This is a genomic window from Streptosporangium sp. NPDC002544, from assembly GCF_040295965.1.
In the GTDB taxonomy this organism is placed as follows: Bacteria; Actinomycetota; Actinomycetes; order Streptosporangiales; family Streptosporangiaceae; genus Streptosporangium.
Window position 1 is genome coordinate 1 of sequence record NZ_JBEOWJ010000029.1, and the last position, 25,736, is coordinate 25,736.

General features: G+C 70.1%; 23 protein-coding genes. 15 read left to right on the forward strand and 8 right to left on the reverse strand.

All coding sequences use genetic code 11. From position 1 onward, the window contains the following. Both ABT061_RS34510 and ABT061_RS34515 read right to left on the reverse strand, forming a co-directional pair. Nucleotides 1-1,043, reverse strand: a 1,043-nt coding sequence (locus ABT061_RS34510) for a sporulation protein (RefSeq protein ID WP_350925968.1), incomplete at its 3' end; no start/stop codon positions are given. Between the two features lie 151 nt (nucleotides 1,044-1,194). Next, nucleotides 1,195-1,866, reverse strand: coding sequence for a pyridoxamine 5'-phosphate oxidase family protein (locus ABT061_RS34515; RefSeq protein WP_350925970.1), 672 nt, complete (start codon nucleotides 1,864-1,866; stop codon nucleotides 1,195-1,197). A 405-nt stretch (nucleotides 1,867-2,271) separates the two neighbouring features. Between ABT061_RS34515 and ABT061_RS34520 the strand changes: the two genes are divergently transcribed. Beyond that, nucleotides 2,272-2,778 (forward strand): CBS domain-containing protein, encoded by a 507-nt coding sequence (locus tag ABT061_RS34520; protein WP_350925972.1) that lies wholly within the window; start codon nucleotides 2,272-2,274, stop codon nucleotides 2,776-2,778. Between the two features lie 3 nt (nucleotides 2,779-2,781). Next, a complete protein-coding gene (locus tag ABT061_RS34525) occupies nucleotides 2,782-3,783 on the forward strand; it encodes an Acg family FMN-binding oxidoreductase (RefSeq protein WP_350925974.1) in 1,002 nt (333 codons plus the stop codon). 48 nt (nucleotides 3,784-3,831) lie between these two features. On the opposite strand, the gene ABT061_RS34530 is transcribed toward ABT061_RS34525, so the two are convergent. Together ABT061_RS34530 and ABT061_RS34535 are read right to left on the reverse strand one after the other, a co-directional pair. Further along, on the reverse strand, nucleotides 3,832-4,482 hold the full coding sequence (locus ABT061_RS34530) for a response regulator (protein WP_350925976.1): 651 nt from the start codon (nucleotides 4,480-4,482) through the stop codon (nucleotides 3,832-3,834). Continuing rightward, nucleotides 4,479-5,516 (reverse strand): HAMP domain-containing sensor histidine kinase, encoded by a 1,038-nt coding sequence (locus ABT061_RS34535; protein WP_350925978.1) that lies wholly within the window; start codon nucleotides 5,514-5,516, stop codon nucleotides 4,479-4,481. The genes ABT061_RS34530 and ABT061_RS34535 overlap by 4 nt, the downstream gene beginning before the upstream one ends. A gap of 135 nt (nucleotides 5,517-5,651) precedes the next feature. On the opposite strand from ABT061_RS34535, the gene ABT061_RS34540 reads away from it, so the two are divergent. The 4 genes from ABT061_RS34540 to ABT061_RS34555 are packed head-to-tail and all read left to right on the forward strand — an operon-like array spanning nucleotide 5,652 to nucleotide 8,086. Then, complete coding sequence (locus ABT061_RS34540; protein WP_350925980.1) at nucleotides 5,652-5,996, forward strand: SPFH domain-containing protein; 345 nt, start codon at nucleotides 5,652-5,654, stop codon at nucleotides 5,994-5,996. A 34-nt stretch (nucleotides 5,997-6,030) separates the two neighbouring features. Then, complete coding sequence (locus ABT061_RS34545) at nucleotides 6,031-6,297, forward strand: cation:proton antiporter regulatory subunit (RefSeq protein ID WP_350925982.1); 267 nt, start codon at nucleotides 6,031-6,033, stop codon at nucleotides 6,295-6,297. A 44-nt stretch (nucleotides 6,298-6,341) separates the two neighbouring features. Continuing rightward, on the forward strand, nucleotides 6,342-6,803 hold the full coding sequence (locus ABT061_RS34550; RefSeq protein ID WP_030914291.1) for a CBS domain-containing protein: 462 nt from the start codon (nucleotides 6,342-6,344) through the stop codon (nucleotides 6,801-6,803). Beyond that, a complete protein-coding gene (locus ABT061_RS34555; RefSeq protein WP_350925984.1) occupies nucleotides 6,800-8,086 on the forward strand; it encodes an ArsB/NhaD family transporter in 1,287 nt (428 codons plus the stop codon). Before ABT061_RS34550 ends, ABT061_RS34555 begins: the two co-directional genes overlap by 4 nt. A gap of 302 nt (nucleotides 8,087-8,388) precedes the next feature. Here ABT061_RS34555 and ABT061_RS34560 read toward each other — a convergent pair whose 3' ends face one another. After that, nucleotides 8,389-11,697, reverse strand: coding sequence for an AfsR/SARP family transcriptional regulator (locus ABT061_RS34560; RefSeq protein ID WP_350925986.1), 3,309 nt, complete (start codon nucleotides 11,695-11,697; stop codon nucleotides 8,389-8,391). 150 nt (nucleotides 11,698-11,847) lie between these two features. Here ABT061_RS34560 and ABT061_RS34565 point away from each other — a divergent pair, with 150 nt between their 5' ends. Both ABT061_RS34565 and ABT061_RS34570 read left to right on the forward strand, forming a co-directional pair. Next, the gene (locus tag ABT061_RS34565; protein WP_350925988.1) at nucleotides 11,848-12,444 is read left to right on the forward strand and encodes an NADPH-dependent FMN reductase; all 597 of its coding nucleotides are present in this window, start codon (nucleotides 11,848-11,850) and stop codon (nucleotides 12,442-12,444) included. A 103-nt stretch (nucleotides 12,445-12,547) separates the two neighbouring features. After that, the gene (locus ABT061_RS34570) at nucleotides 12,548-13,096 is read left to right on the forward strand and encodes a dihydrofolate reductase family protein (protein ID WP_350925990.1); all 549 of its coding nucleotides are present in this window, start codon (nucleotides 12,548-12,550) and stop codon (nucleotides 13,094-13,096) included. A gap of 178 nt (nucleotides 13,097-13,274) precedes the next feature. Here the strand turns inward: ABT061_RS34570 and ABT061_RS34575 are convergent, their stop codons facing one another. Beyond that, nucleotides 13,275-14,138, reverse strand: a complete 864-nt coding sequence (locus ABT061_RS34575) for a universal stress protein (RefSeq protein WP_350925992.1) — start codon at nucleotides 14,136-14,138, stop codon at nucleotides 13,275-13,277. A gap of 158 nt (nucleotides 14,139-14,296) precedes the next feature. Between ABT061_RS34575 and ABT061_RS34580 the strand changes: the two genes are divergently transcribed. Continuing rightward, on the forward strand, nucleotides 14,297-15,997 hold the full coding sequence (locus tag ABT061_RS34580; protein ID WP_350925994.1) for a sensor histidine kinase: 1,701 nt from the start codon (nucleotides 14,297-14,299) through the stop codon (nucleotides 15,995-15,997). Nucleotides 15,998-16,009: 12 nt separating this feature from the next. On the opposite strand, the gene ABT061_RS34585 is transcribed toward ABT061_RS34580, so the two are convergent. Both ABT061_RS34585 and ABT061_RS34590 read right to left on the reverse strand, forming a co-directional pair. Continuing rightward, nucleotides 16,010-16,651 carry a response regulator gene (locus ABT061_RS34585; RefSeq protein ID WP_350925996.1) on the reverse strand — a complete coding sequence of 214 codons (642 nt, stop codon included), beginning with the start codon at nucleotides 16,649-16,651 and terminating at the stop codon, nucleotides 16,010-16,012. Between the two features lie 111 nt (nucleotides 16,652-16,762). Then, nucleotides 16,763-18,865 (reverse strand): glycoside hydrolase family 65 protein, encoded by a 2,103-nt coding sequence (locus ABT061_RS34590; protein WP_350925998.1) that lies wholly within the window; start codon nucleotides 18,863-18,865, stop codon nucleotides 16,763-16,765. A gap of 294 nt (nucleotides 18,866-19,159) precedes the next feature. Between ABT061_RS34590 and ABT061_RS34595 the strand changes: the two genes are divergently transcribed. The 6 genes from ABT061_RS34595 (at nucleotide 19,160) to ABT061_RS34620 (ending at nucleotide 25,640) form a co-directional block, all read left to right on the forward strand. Continuing rightward, nucleotides 19,160-20,050 carry a universal stress protein gene (locus ABT061_RS34595; protein ID WP_350926000.1) on the forward strand — a complete coding sequence of 297 codons (891 nt, stop codon included), beginning with the start codon at nucleotides 19,160-19,162 and terminating at the stop codon, nucleotides 20,048-20,050. Between the two features lie 75 nt (nucleotides 20,051-20,125). Further along, nucleotides 20,126-20,989, forward strand: a complete 864-nt coding sequence (locus tag ABT061_RS34600) for a universal stress protein (RefSeq protein WP_350926002.1) — start codon at nucleotides 20,126-20,128, stop codon at nucleotides 20,987-20,989. A 59-nt stretch (nucleotides 20,990-21,048) separates the two neighbouring features. Continuing rightward, a complete protein-coding gene (locus tag ABT061_RS34605) occupies nucleotides 21,049-22,086 on the forward strand; it encodes a zinc-dependent alcohol dehydrogenase family protein (protein WP_350926004.1) in 1,038 nt (345 codons plus the stop codon). A 182-nt stretch (nucleotides 22,087-22,268) separates the two neighbouring features. Beyond that, a complete protein-coding gene (locus ABT061_RS34610; protein WP_350926006.1) occupies nucleotides 22,269-23,120 on the forward strand; it encodes a universal stress protein in 852 nt (283 codons plus the stop codon). A gap of 197 nt (nucleotides 23,121-23,317) precedes the next feature. Next, nucleotides 23,318-23,872, forward strand: coding sequence for a DoxX family protein (locus ABT061_RS34615; RefSeq protein WP_350926008.1), 555 nt, complete (start codon nucleotides 23,318-23,320; stop codon nucleotides 23,870-23,872). A 70-nt stretch (nucleotides 23,873-23,942) separates the two neighbouring features. Then, the gene (locus tag ABT061_RS34620) at nucleotides 23,943-25,640 is read left to right on the forward strand and encodes a sensor histidine kinase (RefSeq protein WP_350926010.1); all 1,698 of its coding nucleotides are present in this window, start codon (nucleotides 23,943-23,945) and stop codon (nucleotides 25,638-25,640) included. The last annotated feature ends 96 nt before the right edge of the window (nucleotides 25,641-25,736 follow it).

Consider the following 25,736-nt stretch of genomic DNA (forward strand, 5'->3'; position numbering starts at 1 on the left):
GTGACCCCGGTAGGGCCGTCGTAGGGCGGCTCGTCGAGGGAGCTCAGCTGGGTGTCGAGAACGGCGTGAACCTTGGCGGGGTCGGGCTTGTAAGGGCCGACCAGGCCGGCCGCGCCGGCGGCCACCACCGCTCCCATTCCCGGGCCGCCGTGACCACCGTGGTGGCCGCCCTGGTGGGCGTACGGGTCGTGGCCACCGCCGTGGGCGTACGGGGCGTGGCCGCCCTGGTGGGCGTACGGGTCGTGGCCGCCGTAGTGGCCGCCGCCGTGCGAGTACTGGGACAGCGCGGCCAGCCAGCCGTTGATCTCCGAGGCCCAGTCGCGGTGCGCCGCCTCCTGGTGGCTGGTCTGCCAGCGGCCGAAGGCGTCACCGCCGGAGCCGTAGCCGCCGGTACGCTTGTCGGCCTCCAGGACGATGTCCAGCCCACCGGGGTTGGCGATGAAGGTCAGCTCGACCTCGTTGATCTGCCCGGAGTAGGCGGGCGGCGGGTAGAACTCGATCTCCTGGTAGAACGGCAGCTGCTGGCTCACCCCGTAGATGTGGCCATGCTCCAGGTCGGCGCTCTTGAAGTGGAAGCCGAGCTGGGAGAACGCCCGCAGGAACGCCTCCTGGGAGGCCAGCGGCTCGATCTCGACCGGGTCCATGTCGCCCTTGTCGACCGCCGCGGCGATCGCCAGCTCGGTGCGCACCCCCATGCCCATGCCGTGCAGGTGCTGCCCGGCGATCTCGGTGATCGGCGCCTCCCAGGGGACGGGGAACTGGAAGGGAACGGTCCTGTCCTCCCCGCTGCGCAGCCGGAACGGTCCAGAGACCTGTGTACGGTGAAGTTCCATCAGGCCGATCTGCTCACCCTCGCCGTGCTCAGATTCCACCCGGGTGACCAGGCCAAGCGTGATGTACTCGATGTCGGCGTCGAAGTCGCCGCCCTTGATCCTTACCTCGCCGCGCAGCAGCCCGCCGGGTTGCACGCGGGGGGTGGACAGGACGGTGTCCACCGACGGGGCCCCGACACCGAAGGCTCCCAGCATCCGTTTGAAGATCACGGCTTCCTCTCCTGCTCGTCCGTTGAACGTGACCGAAGAGCAAACGATCACCAGGTGTGCTGGGTTCCCGGCCTCTGCAGCAGTCAGGCGGCGCCGGGGAAACGGAGGTACCGCCCGCCGCCGCGTCGGCGGGCGAATGTCCTGCCGGTTGTCACGAAGTGTGCCGGATGCGCCGTCCGGTGATCTCGCTGGGGAAGATCCTGAGATAGAGCTCGCGGTCGCCGCCCGCCCAGGGCTCGACTCCCGAGGCGGCGGCCTCGGCCTGCTCGTCGGCGGAGACGTGGTGGGCGCCACCTCGGATGAGCACGCTCCATCCTTCGCGGGCGGCGTCGTCGATCCGGTCGATCTCGAATGAGATCTTGAACTCGACCCCCTGGACGCCGGTGCGCAGGTTGCTGTCGAGGGGGCCGCCGACCGCGGTGCGGACGATCACCGAGTTGTCGTGCAGTACGTAGTTGACCGGCAGGATCGTCAGTCCCGCGGGCTCCTCGAAGGCAACCCTGCCGACACCGCCGGGGGAGATCAGCCGCAGGCACTCCTCGGGCTGCAGCTTCTCCAGGTGGGCGTGGGGGGCGGGGCGGCCGTGCCCGGAGGGCAGGTTCATCGTCGCGCCGAGGAGCTCCTCAACGTCGGTGTTCAGGGCGGTGGCCAGTTTGCGCACCGTGTCGGGGGTGGGGGAGGCGGCGGTCTCCTCCAGATAGCCGAGATATCCGGGGTCGATGCCGGCCCGGTCGGCCAGTTGCTCGCGGCTCAGCTGCAACTCTTCGCGTCGCCTGGCCAGCCGGCGGCCCAGGTCGCCCGGGGTTGCCATATGTTCGGTCATCAAAATCTCCCATTAGAACAGAACGAGCAAAGATCTGGCATCGTCAATCTGACCGTGCAGGGGCTTTGCGGGTTTTTCGGCCACCGCCCCTCTCCCCTTCCGAGAGGAAAACAGTACCCGGCGGGGCGGCGGGCCGCCTCGGGGCGAATCGCCCTCGCGGGGGATGTTCCCCTCAGCCGGTATTCCACCACGGGCAGGGTACGAAGATGGGGGCCGGAAGTCCCCGGTGAGCGGGTCTTTCGGCCACTGCGGAGAACGTGGGGAACCGGTCTGATGGAGGGGAGAGGCGGAGGGGGAGAAGATGACAGCGCAGGTGGTGGCGGGTACGGAAGGCTCGCCTTCCTGGTGGGCCGGTGACGACGCCGTGCCGGGTTCGACGACACGCCATGCCCGGGGTGAGTCGTGATGGACGTGCAGAGCCTCAGGGTGGCGCGGGTGATGAGCCGGACGCTGGTCGTCGTCGAACCCGACGAGTCCCCGCTCATGGCCTGGGAGATCATGCGTCGCGCGGGTGTCCATCACCTGCCGGTCGTCGACCGGAACGGCTGCCTGCGCGGTGTCCTCACCCAGGAGGATCTCGCCGCCCGCTGGTCAGGCGGCCCGGTCGAACAGTCGCGCGCTCAGGTCGACTCGTTGCTGGCCGAGCACCGCTGCCCGCACACCACCCTCGACGCGCGCCTGGTCGACGCGGCGGCGGCCATGATCGGCGCCGGTGTCGACGCGGTCCCCGTGCTGGGGGAGTCCAACAGGCTGGTGGGCATGGTGACCGTCACCGACGTGCTGCGGGCCGTGGCCGGCCTGATCACCGAGGAGGAGGAGCCGCCGGAGCTGATGACGGGGATGTTCCGCCTGGTCCCCGTCCTGCCCAGGTCCCACGGGGCTGACGATTCCTTTACCCGTGATGGAGGTTGAGTCATGATCGCTCGCACCACCGAGGAGATCACCTCGGCGATCCACACGGCGGTCCAGGCCGCCGTGTGGGCACCATCGGTGCACAATACTCAACCGTGGTCCTTCACCGTCGACGGTGAGGAGATCGCCCTGCGGGCCGACAGCGAGCGGAAACTACGGCTCGGCGATCCCGAGGGCCGGGAAATGCTGATCAGCTGCGGCGCCGCCCTGATGAACGTGCGGCTCGCGCTGCGCGTGCTCGGCTGCGAACCGCAGGTGCGCGTGCTGCCCGACCCCGACCGCCCCGCCCTGCTGGCGACGGTACGGATGGGGGCGGCCGTTGCCACGGACGAGCACACCCGGCTGCTGTACGCCGAGATCGAACGCCGCCGCACCCATCGCGCCGGATTCACCGAGGTGCCCGTGGCGGACCGTCTCATCGAGGCGTTCGGCTGCCAGGCGAGCGCCGAGGGGGCACGGTTGACGCCGGTCAAGTCCGAGGCCGCCGTCCGGGTGCTCGCCGCGCTCACCTGCGCCGCCGAGGACGTGCAGTCCCAGAACCGGCTGCTCACCCTGGAGATGATCCGCTGGGCACAGCCGCCGGGAAGCCCCCGCACGGACGGGGTTCCGGCGCGGGGCTACCCACGCGAGCCCAGACGGACCCGTCCGCACTTCGCCCAGCGCGACTACACCCACGGTCACCCCTGGGGCGACGACGCCGACCAGTTCCGCTCCACCTCAACCGGAACCGTGGCGGTGCTGACCACGCCGGGGGACTCCCGCGAGGACTGGATCGTGGCGGGCCAGGCGTTACAGCGGGTCCTGCTGCACGCCTCCGCCTACGACGTCAGCGCCGCCTTCCACACCCAGGCGCTGGAGATGTTCCACCTGCGGGAGTTCCTGCGGCAGGAACTGCTGTCGGGCGAGCACCCCCAGATGATCATGCGCCTGGGCTTCACCTCCGACGAGAGCGAGGGCATCCGGCGGCCGGTCACCGATGTGCTGGAAGAACGCGGGCCGGGCTGATCCGAAGGTCACGAAGGAGCGGCGGGGGCGGCCGGGTCCCCGATGCCCTCACGGCTCGATCAGGCCCGCGCGGATGGCGTACCTGGTGAGGTCGAGCCGGTCGCGCATGCCGAGTTTCTGCAGGATGTTGGCCCGATGCCGATCGACTGTCTTCGCGCTGATGAACAGGGTCTCGGCGATCTGCTTGGCCGAGTTGCCCTCGGCGATCAGCTTGACGATCTCCTCCTCGCGCGGGGTCAGGATGCTCTCCGGAATCGCCTCTCCCAGCCTGTCGCGCTGCAGGTAGTGCCGGATCAGGGCGGTGACGGCGCCCGGATACAGGAACGGCTCGCCTCGCATCGCCGCCCTGCACGCCTCCAGCAGGTCGCGGTCGGCCACCGACTTCAGCACGTACCCCGAGGCCCCCGCCTTGAGCGCCTCGAAGAAGTACTGCTCGTTGTCGTACATCGACAGGATCAGCAGCCGGATGCCGGGCGCGCGCCGTGAGATCTCGCGGGCCGCCTGCAGGCCGGTCATCCGCGGCATCGCGATGTCGAGGATCGCCAGGTCGACCGCCTCAGGTACGGCCGCCTCCACCGCCTCGGCGCCGTTGGCCGCCTCGGCCACCACGGTGAGGTCGGGCTCGGCGTCCAGAATCAGCCGCAGCCCGCGGCGGACCAGGGCGTGGTCGTCGGCCAGCAGGATCCTGGTGGGGTTCATCGGCTTCCTTGTTTGTTCTCGGCCGGTACGGTGAGCCGGACGTCGGTGCCGCCGCCCTGGGGAGAGGTCACGGTCAGGCGGGCGCCGATGAGCATGGCGCGCTCGCGCATCCCGCGGATCCCCGCCCCGTCCTGGCGCACGCCACCGCGGCCGTTGTCGGTGATGCGCAATTCCAGGCCGCTGGGCCCCGCGGTCAGGGACAGCTCGACTCGGGAGGCGCAGGCGTGCCTGGCCGCGTTGGTCAGGCCCTCCTGGGCGATGCGGTAAATGACCAGTTCGACGTCCTCGCTCAGCGAGGGCAGTTCCGGATCGACCCTGCGGGTCACCGGAACGCCGCTGCTCTGGGAGAAGTCGCTGCTCAGCGCGTTGAGGGCGCTCTGCAGGCCGAGATCCTCCAGCACGCCGGGGCGCAGGCGGCGGGCGACCTGCCCCACCTCGTCCAGGCTGGCGCGGACGCTCTCCTGCACCCCGCGCAGCTCCTCCCGTAGATCGTCGGGTGCACGGTCGGCGGCGTGTTTGAGGCTCAGCAGGACCACGGTGAGGCTCTGGCCGATCTCGTCGTGCAGCTCGCGGGCGATGCGCCGTCGCTCACCCTCCTGAGCGGCCAGGGCGTGGGCGCTGCTGGCGCTGTGCTCGGCCTCCAGCCGGTCCAGCATCGCGTTGAACGTGTCGATCAGGTGGGTCAGGTCGCCGTTGCCGTCGCTGGGCAGCCGGTCCAGCGGGTGCAGCAGATTCACCCGCTGCATCAGGGCCGTGAGCGCCTCGAGCGGGGCCAGGCTGGTGCGCAGAAGCAGCGCGTTGGCGGCCAGTATCAGCGCCAGGCCGACCGTCAGCACCGGGATCTCGGTCAGCAGCACCGGCGAGGACACGGTGGCGGGGGAGAGCGCGAGCACCAGCGTGCCGACCGTGAAGACCAGCCCGTTGATCACGAACAGGCGTTTGAACAGGATGCGCGCCGGGCTGCGCGTTCCTGCCACCTTTTCGGGGCGCTCGCTCATCTCATCAGCCTCCCGGCCGCCGAACGGCTTGTCCATGGGGGGCGTCTCCCATCTTCTCGTGCCGCTTCTGCACGTTCCACCCCTGATCAGATGGGTGCTGGCCCTGATGGTGACAGAGCCGCGACACCGATGGGATGGAGGGGCGGCGGACACCAACAGGCAGGAGAGGCGATGAGTACCAACGATGTCGGCATCCTCTGGTTGGAAGCCGCCACCCGTGACGGTGTCACGATAACCGTCAACGCGGTCGCCCGGGCTCTGGTCACCGATCCCGCGGCGTGCGCCTCCTATCCGGGTTCGCCGGGCGCCGCCATGCTGGCCGCAGCCGAAGCCGAGATCCGCCGGTACGTCGGGGAGCGCGACCTGTCGCGGCTGTCCCGGAGTGTCGATCTCGCCGGCGACGCCTATGACGGGGCCTGCCACTGGGGCGTCGAGGTGACGCTCGTGGCACTCACCCGTGTCGAGGTGCGACTCCAGGAGGACTTGATCCGCTGGGCGGAACGACTCGCCTCGTGACCGCGGCTTCGAGTGGAAGGGAGTGACCACCGATATGAACATCACACGTACGACTGTGCCCGGTGAAGGGGTCCTGTTCCACTTCGTCACCCGAGACGGCCAGAACCTGGCGGTCATGGTGGACAGGAACGGATCCCGGCGGATCTTGGTGTACGGCGGGGGCGATGAGCCCTCGCAGGCCATCCACCTGGCGCAGGACGAGGCCGACCAGATCGCCCAGGTCCTGCACAGCCGGTCGGTGGACGACAGGCTGGCCATCCTCGAACAGCGGATGGCCGAGATCGCAGGAGGGACACCGTGAGCACGCCGCCCGCGGTGCGCCATCTCACCCGACAGGAAGGTGCCATGCAAGCGCGCGACATCGCGGTGAGCCTTCCAACGGTCACCACGAGTGACTCCGTCGCGAAGGCCGTACGGGTCATGGTGATCGGCCGCCTGCCCGGACTCATCATCGTGGACGACCGCTCGCGGCCCAAGCTGGTACTTCCGGGCACCCAGGTGCTGCGGCTGGCCGTGCCCGGCTCCTACCAGGAGGATCCCGCGCTGGCCAGGACCATCGACGAGGCCTACGCGGACCAGTTCTGGCAGGACCTGGGCAATCGCACGGTCGGTGACTGCCTGCCGCGCGAGCACGCCAGGCCGGTGACCGTCCCGGTGGACGCGAACCTGCTTGAGGTGGCCGCGCTGATGGCCAGGATACGCAGTCCGATCGTGGCAGTGGTGGAACGTGACGGCTCGCTGGCCGGGGCGATCACCCTGGAGCGGCTCCTCACCAGCCTGGCCGTCTTCGGCCTCGGTGAGTCTTGAGCGCGCTGCTCGCCCTAGGGATCTTCCTCGTCGCGTTCTTCTTCATCGCCACCGAAAAGGCGAACAAGGTCAAGGTGGTCCTTGTCGCCGCGGGCGCGATGGCGGTTCTGGGGCTGATACCGGGCTCCGAGGTGTTCTTCTCCGAGCACGAGGGCATCGACTGGAACGTCATCTTCCTGCTACTCGGGATGATGATCATCGTAGGGATCATCAAGCAGACAGGGATCTTCGACTACCTGGCCATCTGGGCGGCGAAACGTTCCAAAGGCGATCCCTACCGGCTCATGGTCATGCTGATGGTGATCACCGCCATCGCCTCGCCCTTCCTCGACAACGTCACCACGATCATGCTGGTGGCGCCGGTCACGGTGGTCGTGTGCGACCGGCTGCGGATTCCGGCCCAGCCGTACCTGATCGCGGAGGTGCTGGCCTCCAACATCGGCGGTGCGGCGACCCTCATCGGAGATCCGCCCAACATCATCATCGGCAGCAGGGCGGGACTGACGTTCAACGACTTCCTGGTGCACATGGCGCCCGTCGTGGTCGTCATCTTCGTCGCCTTCGTGCTGCTGACCAAGGTGCTGTTCAGAGGGTCCTTCCAGTACAACCCCGAGCACGTCGCCGCGGTGATGGCACTGCAGGAGCGGCGGGCGATCACCGATCCCAAGCTGCTCGTGCGCTGCCTGGCGGTGCTCGCCGCGGTGGTGGTGGGGTTCGGGCTGCACGCGGTGCTGCACATCGAGCCGTCCATCGTGGCGCTCGTGGGAGCGGGAGTGATGCTCCTGCTGTCGCGGGTCTCGGTCTCCGAGGTGCTGTCGGAAGTCGAGTGGCCGACGCTGGTGTTCTTCATCGGGTTGTTCGTGATGGTCGCGGGTCTGGTCGAGACCGGCGTGATCGCGACGGTGGGCACGTGGGCGATCGAGGCGGTCGGCGACGACTACTTCCTCGCGGCGACGTCGCTGCTGTTCGGTTCCAGCGTGCTGGGCGCGTTCTTCGACAACATCCCGTATGTCGCGACGATGGCACCGATCGTCGAGGGGATCGTGGCGCAGGCACCCGACGCGGCGACCGGACAGGCGCTGTGGTGGGCGTTCGCGCTGGGCGCCGACTTCGGCGGCAACGGTACGGCGGTGGCGGCCAGCGCGAACGTGGTCGCGATCGGGATCGCGGCGCGGACGGGCCACCCGATCAGTTTCTGGCAGTTCACCAAGTACGGAATCGTGGTGACGGTGCTGAGCACGCTCATGGCCTGGGCGTACGTCTGGCTGCGTTACTTCATGTGACATCCTCCCCCTCCCACGGGAGGGGGATTTCAGTCGAGCCGGCGTACACCACTCGCGGACTCGCCCGGCGGCTGCATGGAGTGGTTCTGGGGCAGCCGGGCCCGCACCGACGAGCTCACCGCCGGCCTTCGCACCTGACGGGACACCCGCCGGGAGCGTCCTTGGCCGCTCCCGGCGCCCCGTCATACCGGGTCCCCGCCCGACCTCCCCTGTCCACGCCGGTTCCGGGCGGCTATTTCGAGCTGCTCGTCCGTTTCGCGAGGACCATGTTCCGGAGAACCGTCCCGGTCCGAGGCCGGGGCTCACTCCGGGTGCGGTCGTGCCGCGGCCGTCTCGGGCGTGGCCGGTGGCGGGGCCAGCAGGGACCGTATCTCCTGAGAGGTGAGAGTGCCGCCGCGTTCGAACCCGGCGGTGAAGCGGTCCGCGCCCAGCGCTTCACGCACCCGCGTGGTGATCCGGTCGATGTCGCCGCGTTCCGTGGGAGGCGGTGGGGAGTTCGACGCGCGGGCCGCGGACCCCGCACCCAGGAGCAGGGCGGCGCCGTCGTGGTCTCCGGCGAGGGTCAGTGCCCCGGCCAGGCCCTCCAGGGTGCCCGGCATCTCACGGGAGCTTTCGAATCTGGCCGCGAGGTCGATGGACTTCAGATGCGAGGCGAGGGCCGCGGCGGCGTCGCCACGCTGCTCGGCGACGAATCCCAGCTCGCTCATGATCATGGGGAGGTACGGGGGCGGAGTCTCCTCCGCGCTCTGCTCGGGGGCACCGTTCAGCAGGTCGCGCAGGTGGGTCTCGGCGAGATCGAGAAGATCCTCCCTGCGGGCCGCGAAGGCGAGCCCCATCGTGGCGAAGATCTGCGCGGTCCGGTGGCCCTGCTCGGCCGCCAGCCGTAGTGCCCGCTCGCAGGTCTCCCTGGCCTGGGCGTAGTCGCCGCGTTGCAGGGCGGTCCAGCCGAGCCAGGCCAGCCGCCCGGCGACCTCGGGCCAGAGCCCGAGTTCTTCCGCCATGCGTAGGCCGTCCCGGTGCAGCCGGTCGGCCCGCTGGAGATCACCGGTCATCTCGGCCAGAGCGCCGAGCCAGCCGGTGGCCTCCAGCCTGCCCCAGCGGTCGCCGAGCTCGCCGAACAGCTCCGCGCTCCGTTCGCCGTCGCGTCCGAGCGCGGCCAGGTCACCTCGTACGTGCGCGAGCTTGGCCCGGGTGGCGAGGGCCGCGGCCGTCCCCCACCGGTCATCGGCCGCCTGGAAGGCCGGCAGCGCCTGGTCCAGCAGGTCCTCCGCGACCGACAGGTCGCCCAGGTCGATGCCGGTGTGGGCCAGAAACCACTCGGCCCTGGCACGCCCGGCGGGATCGCCCGCGTCCTCGTACATCGACAGGGCCGCGCGGCGGCGATCCTCTCGATCCGCGACGTCACCGTGGAGGAAACCGATCCCGGTCTCCCAGGCCAGCGCACCGGCGCGGAGCGCGGAGGTCCGGGAGACGGACGCCTCGTCGGCGAGGGCCAGTGCGGAGGCCAGGGATCGCCGGGCTTCGGTCAGCCGTCCACGCAGCAACCAGTACCAGGCCATCGCGTTGACCAGGCGTAGCGCGCCGGCCGCGTCCTTCGCGCCGAGGGCGGTGTCGAGCGCGGTGCGGATGTTGGCGGTCTCCGTGTCCAGGCGGTGCAGCCAGCGTTGCTGCCGGTGTCCGTACAGGTGCGGCGCGGCCTGTTCGGCGAGGTCGGTGTAGTGGTGCCGGTGGCGTTGTCGCAGGCGTTCGAGCTCGCCTGTCCGGCGGAGATGTTCGGCGCAGTAGGCGGCGACCGATTCCAGGAGACGGTAGCGGGGGCCGTCGGCGGTGTGGACGACGGTGACCAGGGAGCGGTCCACCAGGCGTGCCAGGAGGTCGGGGACGTCGGCGGAGGCGAGGTCCTCGGCGGCGCAGACGTTCTCCGCGGCGTGCAGGGTGCAGTCGCCGGTGTGAACGGCCAGGCGCTGGAGGGTGAGACGTTCCGGATGGGTAAGGAGCTCCCAGCTCCAGTCGATCATGGCGTGCAGGGTCTGCTGGCGGGGTGGGGCGCCGCGGTGCCCGCCTGCCAGGAGGCGGAAGCGGTCGTCGAGGCGGTCGACGAGGTTGTGGACTCCCAGGGCGCGGACCCTGGTGGCGGCCAGTTCCAGGGCCAGCGGGATGCCGTCCAGGCGGCGGCAGAGCGTCGCGACCGCCGGGGCGGTGTCGGCGTCCAGGGTGAAATCTCTGCCGGCGGCGGACGCCCGGGCGACGAACAGCTGTACGGAACCGGTTTTTCGCAGTGTCGGCAGGTCGGTCTCGGTGAGGCGGGGCGTGTCCAGGGGCGGGACGTTCCAGATCACCTCGCCGGTCAGTGCGAGCGGTTCCTGGCTGGTGGCGAGGATGCGCAGCGCGGGGATGGCCTCAAGCAGGTGCCGGACGAGTTCGGCGGCCGGTTCGACGAGGTGCTCGCAGTTGTCGAGCACGAGGAGCAGCCGCCGGGAGCTCAGGGCGCCGGTGAGCCGGTCTCGAGGTGACATCGGCTCCGATGGGGCGAGGGGGGCTCGGATGTCCAGCACCGTCATGATCGTTTCAGCGAGCCGGGACACCGCGTCCGACGCCCCGGACCGGTCGAGCGAGGCGAGTTCGACCAGCCACACGCCGTCGGGAAAGGGGACGGCGGGCGACTCGGGGGAGGGGCCGGTCAGGTGTCCGGCGACTTTGACGGCGAGGCGGGTCTTGCCCACTCCGCCGGGACCGGTGAGGGTGACCAGGCGGTTGGCGCCCAGCAGGGCGCGGAGCTCGGTGGCCGCGTGGTCTCTGCCGATCAGGGGGGTGAGAGGGGTGGGCAGGTTGGTGGCGGGTCCGGCGGCGCTGGTGGGTGGTGCCGGCGGGTCGAGGGCGGGGTCCTGGGTGAGGATGGCCCGATGCAGGGCGCCGAGGTCGGCGCCGGGGGTGAGGCCGAGCTCGTCGGCGAGGTGGTCGCGGAGTTCCTCGTAGCTGCGGAGTGCCTCTGTCTGCCGTCCGGAGCGGTAGAGGGCGCGCATGTGGGCGGCGCGCAGCCGTTCTCGCAGGGGATGCCGGGTGAGCAGATCGCCCAGTTCGGCGGCGAGCCGGGCATGCTCACCGAGGGTGAGGCGGGTCTCCGCGTGGTCTTCGTGGGCGGTGAGCAACTCCTCGTGCAGGCGCGCGACGGTGGGGCCGGTGAAGGGTTCGTCGGCGAAGTCGGCCAGGGCGGGGCCGCGCCACAGGGCGAGCGCGTCGGTGAGCAGCGCCGCTCTGGTCCGCGGGTCGCTGGTCCTTCCCGCCTCGGCGACCAGCGAACGGAAGCCGTCGGCGTCGGTGTCGGCCTTCAGCAGATATCCAGCCGGGTGGTGTGCGACCAGCTCCCGGCCACCGGGTTCGGCGTCCTCCAGCGCGCGCCGTAGCTGCGAGACCCTGACCTGCAGAGTGCCTGCGGGATTGGCCGGCGGGTCCTCGCCCCACAGGTCGTCGATCAGCCGGTCGGCGGGCACCGGGCGTCCCTCGTGCAGGAGCAGGTCGGCCAGCAGGGCGCGGACCTTCACCCCGGGGATCGTGACGGACCGTCCGTCCGTCGTCCACACGGCCAGTGGCCCCAGTATCCCAAAGCGCATGATCGACACGATAACCCGACATAGGAGAACGGCTTACCGGGTTCGTGTCGATCACAACAGCCGACGGTAAGTCCGCGAGAAGAAGACCGTAAGTCCCTCCAGACAGGATGGAGCACATCGAGCCGGACACGGAGGCGAAGGAGGCCGGAGATGGCGGAGACGCATGAGAGCGACCGGTTGAGGGTGGCGGTCATCGTCGGCAGCACCCGTCGCGGACGGTTCGGTCCCACGGTGGCGGCCTGGTTCGTGGCGCGGGCGCGCAGGCGGGCCGATCTGGAGATCGATCTGATCGATCTGGCCGAGGTCGCCCTGCCCGGCACGCTCATGGCCGAGGACGAGGCGCCGCCCGCCCCGGTGGCGGCGCTGGCACCGCGCCTGGCCGATGCCGACGCGTTCGTGGTGGTGACTCCCGAGTACAACCGGAGCTTTCCCGCTCCGCTCAAGAGCGCCATCGACTGGTTCTACCCGGAGTGGCGGGCCAAGCCCGTCGCGTTCGTCTCCTACGGCAACGACTCCGGCGGTCTGCTGGCCGCCGCGCAGCTGCGTGAGGTGTTCACCGAGCTGCACGCGGTGGCCATCCGCGACGGTGTCGCGCTGCCCCGCTACTGGGAGCAGTTCGCCGCCGACGGCAGCTGGCCCAGAGCCGGCGCGCCGTGCGACACCGCGGTCAAGACCACTCTGGACCAGCTGACCTGGTGGGCCCACGCACTACGCGAGGCCCGCGCCAGACGTCCCTACACCGTCTGAACCACGCAGGACACGACCGTAGGAAATCCCTCGCGCCGCGGAAGACCGCGGGGCGTTTCACCCAACAGCGCGTTCACCGAACGCCGGAATCACGGAGACACCAATGGGTAAGGTCATCACTTCGACCTACGCGACGCTCGACGGTTTCATCGACAACCCCCATCTGTGGTCCATGCAGTACGCGAACGCGGAGAGCGGCGAGTACGCCCTCGGCCTGCTCTTCGCCGCCGACGCCCTCCTGCTGGGACGGGTCACCTACGACGGTATGGCGCAGGCCTGGCCGTCGATGAGCGGCAACCCCTACGCCGACCGGGTGAACGACATTCCCAAGTACGTGGTCTCCTCGACCCTGGAGAAGGCCGAGTGGAACAACTCGACGATCATCCACGGAGACGACCTCGTCACCGAGGTGGCCAAGCTGAGGGAGCAGCTCGACGGGAACATCCTGATCTGGGGCTGTGGCCGGCTCACCGACACGCTCATGGAGCACGGCCTCCTCGACGAGTACCGGATCTGGCTCTACCCGGTCGTCCGCGGCCAGGGGGAGCGGCTGTTCCGTGAGGGCACCGAGGCGACCCTGGAGCTCACGGACACCGCGACGTTCGATTCGGGAGTCGTCATCCTCACCTACCAGCCGGCGAGCGCCGGCTGAACGCCCCCCGGCCAGGGGAGACGGCCCTGCTCTCCTGGCCGGGGCGGCAGGTCTGACGTTCCAGGTGGCCGTTCCGCGCGACCATATTTAGCGATCTACAATGTAAAGGCGCTGGTCGAGGTTAAATACCCAAAAACCCGACAAACCATCGACCGGCACGACAGTGCGGAGCGAGAGCTCAGACCCGGCGCGCGTGCTGGATGACGGCCACGGGCGCGTGGGCGTGGGGGAGAAGGGCATGCACCGTCGATCCGAGGAGCCACGCGGAGCCGGGGGCGCCCACGACGACCAGTTCGGCGGAGGCCGAGGCGTCGATGAGTGCTCTGGCCGGGTGTTCGTGTACCACCTGCTCGACGATGGGCACGTCGGGGAACCTCTCCCGCCAGCCACCGATGGACTCGGCCAGCAGGCGCGCCTCTTCCTGGCCGACACCTTCGAGGTCGAAGACGAGCGGTTGCATGTCGCCGGGTGCCCTGACGGCCGGATGGATCCAGGCGTGCACCATCCGCAGGGGGAGGCCGCGCAGCATGGCCTCGTGGAAGGCGAACTCCAGGATGTGTTCCTGGCCGGGGCGTCCGGTGACGCCGACGGCGATCTCGGTGCCGTGCTCGGTGCGGGGTTGGCCCACGACCACCACCGGGCAGGGGGATCGATCGGCGAGGGCGCGGCTGACCGAGCCCAGCAGCAGCCCGGCGAATCCGCCGCGGCCCCGGCTGCCGACAACGATCATCTGTGCGGTTTCGGCCGCGGCGATGATCGCCTCTGCGGTGGCGCCGTCGGCGATCTCGGTGCTGACCGTCACGGTGGGGGCGGCGGCGAGGGCCCGCTCGGAGGCATGGCGCAGCAGCCTCCGGGAGGCGGACTCCGCCGCGGGTCCCCAGTGGGCGGGCTGCGGGACGAGGGGGACGTCGTAGGCCCAGCGGAGGGTGACGTGCACCAGGTGCAGGGGCGCGTTCCTCAGGGTGGCCTCTCGTGCGGCCCAGGTCACGGCTTGGAGTGAGGAGTCCGAGCCGTCGACGCCGACGATGACGGGTTCTGTCATGAGCACCACCTTGGGATGGAAGCCGGGCCGCGCCCGTATGGAGGCTATGTACCCGCCTTGGAACCGTGTCTCCGCTGGTCCGGCGCTTTTCGATCTTGAAGTGGGGGCATCCCGGTGGGGTAGCGCACGTCCCGTGCCGGGGTGCGAGACTTCGCAGTATGGGGGAGTTCGAACCCGGCGCGTTGGTACCGCACATGCGGCTGGACGAGCTGCTGTCGGAGCTGAGGGTGCGTCTGGAGGCGGTGCTCGCCACCCGTGACCGGGTGCACGCGCTGCTGGACGCGGTCGTCTCGGTGGGCGGTGAGCTTGATCTGGAGACCGTGCTGCGCCGGATCGTGGAGACCGCGATCTCCCTTGTCGACGCCACCTACGGCGCTCTGGGGCTGATCGGTGAGGAGAACACACTCGTTCAGTTCGTCCCGGTGGGGTTGAGCGAGGAGGAGATCGCGGGCATCGAGCACTGGCCACACGGCCTTGGCCTGATCGGCCTGCTGATCAAACAACCGCAGTCACTGAGGCTGGCTCGCATCTGTGATCATCCGGAGTCGTACGGCTTTCCGCCCGGCCATCCGCCGATGGGGTCGTTTCTGGGGGTGCCGATCCGGGTGCGTGAGGAGGTTTTCGGAAATCTTTACCTCACGGAGAAGCGTGGGGGAGGGGAGTTCGACGACGAGGACGAGGCGATCGTGACCGCGCTGGCCACCGCCGCCGGTGTCGCGATCGAGAACGCCCGGCTGTATGAGGAGAGCCGGCGGCGGGAGATGTGGCTGCAGGCCTCGGCGGAGGTCACCACCAGCCTGCTGTCGGGGGCGGAGCCGGGAGAGGTGCTCACGTTGATCGCGCGGCGAGCGCGGCAGATGGCCGGTGCCGATCTCGTCGCGGTCCTGTTGCCCGAGGAGGGCGGGCAGGTCCTGCGAGCGGTTGTCGCCGACGGGCCGGGTGGTGAGCAGGCGGTTCATGCGGAGACGTCTGTCGCCGACTCTCTTGCCGGTCTGGCCTTCACCAGCGGTGAGCCGCTTATGGTCACCGATTCGGCCGAGGCGGAGATTCTGACCGTGATCACCGGCCGTGTCCCGCCGGGTACGGTGGCCGCGGTGCCGATCGGCGCGGCGGGAGGGGTGCGGGGTGTGCTGCTGCTGGGTAAGCATCCGGGGTGTGTCCCGTTCAGCCAGGCGGAGTTGCGCACCCTGCACTCCTTCGCCGGGCAGGCCGCGGTCGCCCTGGAGTTGGCGGAGAGGCGGGTGGACGCCGAGCGGCTGAGCCTGCTGGAGGATCGTGACCGGATCGCCAAGGATCTGCATGATGTGGTGATTCAGCGGTTGTTCGCCGTCGCCATGACGCTGATGGGCACCGCGCGGTTCGTGGAACGGTCTGAGGCCTCTGAGCGGTTGCGTAACGCGATCGACGAGTTGGACAGGACCATCCGGCAGATCCGCTCGACGATCTTCGCCCTGCAGGCTCCTCTTCAGGAAGGCGGTCGCGGTCTGCGCACGCAGATCGTGGAACTGGTCGAGGGCGCGCGGGCCCATCTGGGTTTCATGCCGGGCCTGATGATGGAGGGGCCGCTGGATGGTGGCGTGCCGGAGCGGGTCGCGGAGCACCTGCTGGCCGCCCTGCGGGAGGCTCTGTCCAACATCGTGCGGCATGCCAGGGCCTCCAGGGCCGAGGTGACCGTTGAGATCGAAGGCGATCGGCTCGTTCTCACCGTGGTGGACGACGGGGCCGGGGTGCCCGGGGGGTGCAGGCGCAGTGGGTTGCGTAATCTCAAGGAGCGGGCCGAACGGCTTGGCGGGTCCTTCTCGGTTGAGTCCTCTCCGGAGGCGGGGACCCGCCTGATCTGGAGCGCGTCCCTCACCTAGCCGAAGGTCCGCTCATTCGGGGTGGTTGGTCCTCAGTCGTGTCACCAGGGCGGCGGCCTGGGTGCGGCGTTGCATGTTCAGTTTGGACAGCAGGTTGGAGACGTAGTTCTTGACCGTTTTCTCGGCGAGGTACATTCGCTCGCCGATCTGCCGGTTGGTCAGGCCTTCGCCGATCAGTTCCAGGATGTGGCGTTCCTGGTCCGACAGGGCGGCCAGGGGGTCTTTCTTGACGGCCTGGTCGCGTAGTCGCGCCAGCATGGCGGAGGTCGTCTGCGGATCCAGCATCGATTCGCCGCCCGCCACCGTGCGTACCGCGCCGACCAGGTCTGAGCCGTGGATCTGTTTGAGCACGTAACCGGAGGCGCCCGCCATCACGGCGTTGAACAGGGCTTCGTCGTCGGCGAAGGAGGTCAGCATCAGGCAGGCCAGTCCCGGCATTTTGGAGCGGACCTCACGGCACACGTCCACCCCGTTGCCGTCGGGCAGGCGCACGTCCAGAACCGCGACGTCCGGTTGTAGTGCTGGAATGCGGGCCACCGCCGACTCGGCGGTTCCCGCTTCGCCGATCACCTCGATGTCGCCTTCGGATTCCAGCAGTGCGGCCACGCCGCGCCGTACCACTTCGTGATCGTCGACCAGGAACACGCGAATCATGTCCTGAGGTTATCCTTCCCGGAGTGCCGGTGGTAAGGACGAGGGTCCCTGCCGTCGTGTGGTGAGCGGTCCTGACGTCTTCGGCGCCGAGCCGGCGGCGAGGGCCGGTGATCAGGTTTTTGCCTCGAACAGGCAGGCCACCCCGGCCATCGCTCCCAGGTGGATTCCTTCGGAGGTGGTTCCCGCCTGGAGGTCTCGCACGTCATTGTTCAGCGCCTCCGTCAGGAAGGGGTGTGAGGCGCCGGGGCACAGGCGGGCCAGTACTCCGGCGTGGACGACGGCGCTCAGCGTCGAGCCGTGGCAGGTGCGGGCCAGGTAGTAGTCCACGGTGTTCCTGGCCATTGTGGCGTCCCATTCGTAGCCAAGGCCGGTCAGGATCTCGTCGAGCCCTTCCTCGCCGAGCAGGTGGAAGAGCATGAGCACGTCGGCCTGTTTGGAGGCCTTGTACCGGTTCGGCGTGTCGCCTTCGGCTTCGAGGATGCGGTCCAGCCGCCGGATGTCTCCGTACTTCTTCCGGTAGGCGGCCCAGTCCAGCTCCTCCAGGCCCGCGTACCCCTCGAACTGGCTGATCACCCCTTCGTGGAAGTCCACCCGCATTCGCCGGGTCAGGGCGGTGAACAGCTCGATCTCCTGTTGGCCGACCCCCTCGGAGCCGACCAGGCCGATCATGTCCAGGACCCGGCGCATCAGCCAGGCGGTCATGACGTTGGTGTAGGCGTTGTTGTCCAGTCCGGGTTCGGCGCGGTCGGGGTAGCCGTCGTGATACTCGTCCGGGCCCATCACGCCGCGGATCGCGTAGCGTTCCTTCTCGCAGGTCGCGAGTGAGGCGAAGAAGCGGGCCACCTCCAGCAGCAACTCGCCGCCGAAACCGGCCAGGAAGGCGGTGTCCTTCGTCGCCTGGTAGTGCTGCCACACGTTGAAGGCGACGGCCAGGCCGACGTGGCGCTGCAGGTGTGAGCGGTCGGGGAGCCAGCGGCCGGAGCGGGGATTGAAGTGCAGGCGTGGTGTCTCCTCCCGGCCGTCGCTTCCGCTCTGCCAGGGGAACATCGCTCCGGCGTATCCGGCGGCATGGGCGGCCCAGCGTGCCTCGGGCAGGCGGCGCCACCGGTACCTGAGCAGTGCCCGGGTGATTTCGGGCAGGCGTGGGGCGAGGAAGGGGATGACGAACAGGTCGTCCCAGAACACGTGGCCCCGGTAGGCCTCGCCGTGCAGGCCCCGGGCGGGTAGGCCGGTGTCGAGTTCCGCGATGTGCGGGGAGGCCGTCTGCAGCAGGTGGAAGACGTACAGGTTGAGGATCTGCTGCACCTCGGTGTCCTGGGCGGTGACGTGCGCCCGCTGCCACAACCGGTCCCAGGCCCGGGTGTGCCGTTTGAGGAGGGTGGAGAAGCAGCCCGCGCGTACGACGGCGCTTCTCGCGGCGGCCTCGCTCTCGGCGATCGCCCTGTCGCGGGAGGTGTAGAGGGCCACGATCTTCTCCACGGTGACCTCGTCGCCGGCTTTCACCTCGACGGTGCGGTCGTCGCCGACCCAGCCCTCCTCGACGTCGGCGCGGCAGCGCCCGTCGGCCAGTGTGGTGCGGGCGGCGAGTGCGATCTCCACGCGGGAGGTGGCGGTGCGGGTCAGTAGTTCGATCACGCCGTGGGCGGCGTGCCCGCAGATCGGAACGAGATGCCGGCCGTCCAGCTCGCGGTAGCGGGCGACTCCGGCGTTGGTGACGCGCCCGTCCAGTGCCGAGCGGATCTCCAGTGATCCGTTCCAGTTCTCCGGAACGATCGTCATCGTGAGGGCGGCCAGGTGTGGGTCGTCCATCGAGACCAGGCGGCGCTGTTCCACTCGGGTGATCCGGCCTTGGGAGTCGCGTATCCGCAGGAATCGGGTGAGAGTTCCCTGGCGCATGTCGAGCGTGTGGCGGTGGGCCAGGATCTCGGCGTTGCCGGGAGCGAACCAGTCGCCGTCTTCGGCGCGAAAGGTCAGGGACAGCCAGTTCGGCACATTGACGAGATCCTCGTTCTCCACCGGGTGTCCCGCGACCTGGGAGACGAGCCGGTCGTAGCAGCCGGCGACGTAGGTGCCGGGATAGTGCACCCCGTCGGCGTGTGACTCCGGCGCGGCGCCCCGGGTGGCGAAGTAGCCGTTGCCGAGCGTCGTCAGCGCCTCTCGCAGCCCCTCCTGGGCGGGGTCGAAGCCGTCATAGGTGAGGAGCCAGGGGTTCACGTCTTCTCCCGTGAAGTTGTGGTTGTGCCAGATCGGTGACGAGGCCGACGCCGGTGATGGGAGCGGAGGCGAAGTGGCCTGCCCTGACTGCCGGGAGAGTCATGGGTACCCCCTTCCGTCTGCACGGTATGGCACTGTGCGCGGCGGTTTTAGGGCTGATCGGCCCTATGGCGCAGGGACCTTCGTCGGAAGATCGGGCATTGTGCGCGGGAGGGGACGAAGGTCCCCCTGCTCGGGGACGATCGCCCCTGGGGGAACCGCCGGTGCCGCGATCCGATGGCAGCGGAGGAAGTGATGACCGAATCGATCGCTGTCGGAACGGATGGCTCGGCCGCCGCCACCGCGGCCCTGGCGTGGGCGGTCGACGACGCCGTCCGCCGGGGGGTGTCCCTGCGGATCGTTCACGTCATGGACCGCTGGCCGCACGATCTTGTTGGGTTTCCCGAACCGGGCCGGCCCGGCCGGCTGGCGTGCTTCGGCGAGCAGGTACTCACCGAAGCGGCCAAGGCGGCGATGGAGCGGAGGCCGGATGCCCGGGTGACCACCGAGCTGATCGAGGGAACGCCGTCCGACGTTCTGTGCGGGCAGGCAGAAACGGCGGTCGAACTGGTGGTCGGCGACCGCGGTCTGGGCGGTTTCGCCGGATCGCCGCTCGGCTCGGTTCCCGTCCGGATGGCGGGCCACGTAAGCGGCGCGGTGGTGGTCGTCAGGCAGGGCTGTGCCGAGGCGCACGGCGAGGTGGTCGTGGGTGTCGACGGTTCCGCCGAGTGCGAACCCGCTCTCGGGTTCGCCTTCGAGCAGGCCGCTTTACGCGGATGCGGGTTGCGCGCGGTCTACGCCTGGCAGACGCCGCTTCAAGCGTTCTCGCCGGAGGCGGGCGGAGACAGCGAAGAGATCCGGTGCGCACAGCGCCGGGTGGCCGAGGAGCGGTTGGCCGGCTGGCGGGAGCGGTTTCCCGCGGTCGAGGTCGTCTCGGAGGTGACGCGTGCGCGCCCGGTGCCGGCACTGCTGGCCGCCTCGGCGCGGGCGGACCTGCTCGTGGTGGGTTCTCGCGGCCTCGGCGCCGTCGGCTCGGTCCTTCTGGGATCGGTCAGCCGTGAGGTTCTCCACCATGCTCGCTGCCCCGTCGCGGTCGTCAGATCAACCAGGTCCACCGGTCGGGGGCCGCGCGCCTCACCTGGGTGACCGGAGACCACGGGGGTAGGAGAGCTGCACCGGCTTCTGCCGTGGGGGCGGCCGGAGGTTAGAAGGGGGAACAATATGATCCTGGTGGGAGTCGACGGTTCACAGGCCGCGCTTGAGGCCGTGAGCTGGGCCGTGCGGGAGGCCGGGCTACGCGACGCCGAGTTGCGCGTCGTGCACGTCATGGTGGCCTGGCCGTTGGAGATGACCGAGGACGCTCCGTACGCCGACGTGGGCCGGTGGATGCGCGACGGGGCCACGTCCATGCTGACGGACGCGCTGAACCGGGCCCGCGAGGAGGACAGCCGGGTCAAGGTGGAGTCGTCGCTGCTGCCCGGCGATCCCAGGGACGTCCTGATCAAGGCCGCGCGGGACGCCGACCTCCTGGTGGTCGGCAGTCACGGCCGGGATGGTTTCTCCGGCATGCTGCTGGGGTCGGTCGCGCTGGGCGTGGCCGGGCATGCCCCTTGCCCGGTCGCCGTCATACGGAGGACGCCCGCGCGGTCGGGCGGTGAGGTGGTCGTCGGAGTCGACGGCTCCGTGGCAGGCGTGTCGGCCATCGAGTTCGCCTTCGCCGAGGCGTCCCTGCGCGGTGCCGGTCTGCGGGCGGTGCACGCCTGGAAGCCCGTCGCCGGTGGGGGGCCGTTCGCCCTGGCGTCCGCCGAGGAGACGGCCGAGGGGGAGCGGCGGCTGCTGGCCGAGGCGCTGGCCGGCTGGGGCGAGCGCTATCCGGATGTCACGGTCACCGAGCAGGTGGAGCAGGGGCATCCGGTGGATGTGCTGAAGAACGCCTCGGCACAGGCCGATCTGCTGGTCGTGGGATCACGTGGCCGCGGGGACCTCGCGGGGCTGCTGCTGGGCTCGGTCAGTCACTCGCTGCTGCAGCACGCCGTCTGCCCGCTGGTCGTGACACCCGCCGTCGCGGCACCCCGGCACACCTGACCGGACGGCCGGAGAGGGCGACATCCGCTTACCGGCGGCGAGAGACGAAGGGGTGGATCATGAAAGCGCTGGTCTATCGGGGACCCGGCAGGAGATCGTGGCAGGAGGTCCCCGAGCCGGGGATCCAGGCGCCCACGGACGCGGTGGTCCGCGTCGACGCGGTGACGATCTGCGGCACCGACCTGCACATCCTCAAAGGGGACGTGCCGGCCGTCGAGCCGGGCCGGATCCTGGGACACGAGGCGGTCGGCACGGTCACCGAGGTCGGCGCCGGGGTCGCGCTGAAGCCAGGCGACCGCGTCCTGGTCTCGTGCGTCTCGGCGTGCGGGCGCTGCCGCTACTGCCGTACGGGCTCCTACGGGCAGTGCCTGGGCGGCGGCGGCTGGATCCTGGGCCACCACATCGACGGGACGCAGGCCGAGTTCGTACGCGTTCCCTTCGCCGACACCTCGACCCATCTCGTGCCCGAGGGGATCGGCGACGAGGCCGTGCTCATGCTGGCCGACATCCTGCCCACCTCCTACGAGGTCGGTGTGCTCAACGGCAGGGTCACCCCCGGCGACACGGTGGTCGTCGTGGGCGCGGGCCCGATCGGCCTGGCCGCGATCACCACCGCCCGGCTCTACAGCCCCAGCCGCATCATCGCCGTCGACCTGGCCGAGGCCAGGCTGGAGGCGGCCACCCGCTTCGGCGCCGATGTGGTGATCGGCGCGGGCGGTGATCCCGCCGAGGAGGTGGCCGAGCTGACCGGCGGCCTGGGCGCCGACGTCGCCATCGAGGCCGTCGGCGTGCCGGAAACCTTCGAGCTCTGCGCCCGCCTGGTCAGGCCGGGTGGCCACGTCGCCAACGTCGGCGTGCACGGCAGGCCCGTCACCTTGCACCTTGAGGAGTTGTGGGCACGCGACCTCACCTTCACCACCGGCCTGGTCGACACCTACTCCACGCCGACGCTGCTGAGCATGCTCGAGGCGGGCCTGCTGGACGGCGGCCGGTTCGTCACCCACCACTTCGCGCTGCACGACATGGAGAAGGCCTACGAGGTGTTCTCCCACCCGCAGGAGACCGGGGCGCTCAAGGTGGTGCTCACCCGCGGCTGACCCGCTCGGCGGACGTCGCCGGCACCGGGAGACGGGGTTTCCTGTCGCGTGTCCTCGATGCCACAGCGCCGTCCGGTTCCGCCACGGGTGACGAAAGGCCCTGCCGTCACGCGGGCCGGAAGGGACTTCCGGCCCTGGGCGCGGCAGGTTTAGCGAAGGTCAGATGGGAATAAGGAGGACCCATGTCTAATCTGATCATTGTTGGAGCCGACGGCTCCAGTAACGCGACCGCCGCCATCGAGTGGGCGGCCGACGACGCCGCCCGGATGGGCCTGCCGCTGCGCATCGTCACCGCCGTGCAGCGCTGGCCGAACGACATCCCCAAGTTCCCCGCCCCCGAATGGGAGGACGCGGTGACCGAGTCCTCCCGGAAGGTGCTGGCCGCCGCGGAGGAGACGGCCCGCTCCCGGCAGCCCGGCATCGAGGTGACCACCACGCTGATCGAGGGACCGCCGTCGCTGGTCCTGCGCGAGCAGGGAAAGGACGCCACGGAGGTCGTCGTCGGAACCAGGGGGCTCGGCGGGTTCGCCGGAGCCGTGATCGGCTCGGTCAGCGTCCACGTCGCCGGTCACGTGCACTGCCCGGTCGTCGTCGTCCGTCCCGGCCGGGCCGGGGCACACGGCGAGATCACGGTCGGCCTCGACGACTCCGACGCCTGTGAGCCCGCCCTCGCCTACGCCTTCGAGCAGGCCAGGCTGCGCGGCAGCACCCTGCGCGCCCTCTACGCCTGGCAGGTGCCGGTGCACATCTACGCCCCGGAGATCGTCTATGACATGGACGAGTTCCGCGCCGCCCACGACAAGGTCATGACGGACCGGCTCGCCGGGTGGCGGGAGAGGTACCCCGAGGTGAAGGTGATCGAGGACGTGCGCCGCGCCCACGCGGTCGAGGCTCTCAGTGACGCCTCCGACACCTGCGACCTGCTCGTCGTCGGTTCCCACGGCCGCGGTGCCCTCGGCTCGCTGTTCCTGGGCTCGGTCAGCCGGGGTGTCCTGCACCACGCCCGCTGCTCCGTCGCCGTCGTCAGGTCTTAGCAGGGGACTCGGCAGGGTCCTGGCAGGGTCCTGGCGGGACCCTGCCAGGGTTCGACGAGGGCGAGAGGCCGAAGGTCCCATGAACGCGATGACCTTCGCAGTCCGGGCGCGAGCCGTACGGCACTGCGCGGCGGCCCCGGAAAACGATGTGATGAAGACACAACAGAGACCGCGAAACACTACCGAAAGGGGCCGTCATGGCCACCACGCACGGTCGGGACGTTCCCTCCAAGCAGTCCGCCACGAACGTCACCCCTCCGGTGGCGACGCGTCCGGTCGACTACGTCTGGGCGATCGCGCGCATCTCGATCGGATGGATCTTCCTGTGGGCGTTCCTCGACAAGACCTTCGGCTGGGGGTTCGCCACCCCCGCCGACCGCGCCTGGATCGCCGGTGGCAGCCCCACGACCGGGTTCCTCAAGGGCACCGGTGAGAACGCCCTCGGCGGCCTCTTCTCCGGCCTGGCCGGTCAGGCCTGGGTCGACTGGCTGTTCATGCTCGGCCTGCTCGGGGTCGGCGCCGCCCTCATCCTGGGGGCCGGCATGCGGATCGCCGCCGTCGCCGGGGGCCTGATGCTGATCCTGATGTGGGCCGCCGAGCTGCCCCTGGCCACCAACCCGTTCATGGACGACCACATCGTCTACATCGTCGTGCTCGCCGGGCTGGCGATGGCGGGCGCCGGTGACACCCTCGGCATCGGCAGGTGGTGGAGCAACACCTCCCTGGTGCGGAACTACCCCGTCCTGCGGTAACCGGGCCGCCGAGACGCCCACTCCGTGATCGGGGTGGGCGTTTTGCCGTCTTGGTGCGAGACTCCCGGACATGGCAGACACCGACTCCCACCCCCTGCTTCCGAACATGCGGCTGGATGAACTGCTGTCGGAGCTGCAGCTCCGGCTCGAAGCGGTCCTCGCCACCCGCGACCGCGTACACGCCCTGCTCGAGGCGGTCGTGGCGGTCGGCAGCGACCTCGACCTGGAGACGGTGCTGCGCCGCATCGTCGAGACCGCGACCAGGCTGGTGGACGCCGGTTTCGGCGCGATGGGCGTGGTCGGCCAGGAGAACACGCTGGTGCAGTTCATCCCGGTCGGGCTCAGCGAGGAGGAGATCGCCAGGGTCGAGCACTGGCCGCACGGCCTCGGCCTGCTCGGTTTGCTGATCAAGGAGCCGCGACCGCTGCGCCTGGCGCGCATCTCCGACCATCCCGAGTCCTACGGCTTTCCTCCGGGCCATCCCCCGATGGGCTCCTTCCTCGGGGTGCCGGTCCGGGTGCGCGACGAGGTGTTCGGCAACCTCTACCTCACCGAGAAGCGCGGCGGCGGCGAGTTCGACGAGGAGGACCAGGCGATCGTCGTCGCGCTGGCCACCGCGGCCGGTGTGGCGATCGAGAACGCCCGCCTGTTCGAGGAGACCCGCCGCAGGGAGACATGGCTGGCCGCGTCCTCGGAGATCACCACCAGCCTGCTGTCCGGCGCGGACCCCCAGGAGGTCCTCACCCTGATGGCCCGGCGCGCCCGTCAGATGACCGGCGCGGACGTCGTGGCGATCCTGCTGCCGGAGGCGGGCGGGCAGCTGCTACGGGTGGCGATCGCCGACGGCGAGAACGCCGGGCAACTGGAGCAGGTGGAGGTCCAGGTCGCCGGCTCCCTGGCCGGACGGGCCTTCGCCGGCGGCGAGCCCCTCATGGTCAACGATCTGGACGAGACCGGACTGCGGAGCGTGTTCTCCGATCATCTGCCGATGGGCCCGGTGGGGGCCGTCCCGCTGGGCGCGGCGGGTGTCGCGCGCGGCGTGCTGTCACTCGGCAAGCGCTCGGGCCGCATCCCGTTCGTCCGGTCGGAGCTGCGTACCCTGCACGCCTTCGCCGCCCAGGCGGCGGTGGCGCTGGAGCTGGCCGAGAGCCGCAAGGACGCCGAACGGCTGGGCCTGCTCGAAGACCGCGACCGCATCGCCAAGGACCTGCACGACGTGGTCATCCAGCGGCTGTTCGCCGTCGCCATGACGCTGATGAGCACGGTCCGGCTGGTCGAGAGACCGGAGGCCTCCGGCCGCCTGAAGGGCGCCATCGACGAGCTCGACGAGACCATCCGCCAGATCCGCTCCACCATCTTCGCCCTTCAGACGCCCAGCGGGGACGGCGCCCCCAGCCTGCGCGCCCGCATCGTCGAGATGGTGGAAGGCGCCCGTGGTCACCTGGGCTTCATGCCCGGCCTGCGGATGGACGGGCAGCTTGACAACCGTGTGCCGCCCGAGGTCGCCGACCACCTGCTGGCGGTGCTGCGCGAGGCCCTGTCCAACGCGGTACGGCACGCCAGGGCCGGGAGGATCGACGTCTCCGTCGAGGCGCTGGACGACCGGCTCACCCTCGTCGTGCGGGACGACGGCGTCGGGCTGGCCGGCGACGGCAGGCGCAGCGGCCTGCGCAACCTGCAGGAGCGGGCGGCCCTGCTCGGCGGCTCCTTCGAGATCGTCTCGCCGGAGACGGGGGGCACCAGCCTGACCTGGAGCGTACCGCTCTAGTCGCGCGCCACGGCGCCCTGGGCCCCGTCCTGCGGTCCTTCGGCTCGCGCCTGCGGGAAGGCCGCCGCGGCCGGTCGGAACCAAGGGCGCGGTCAG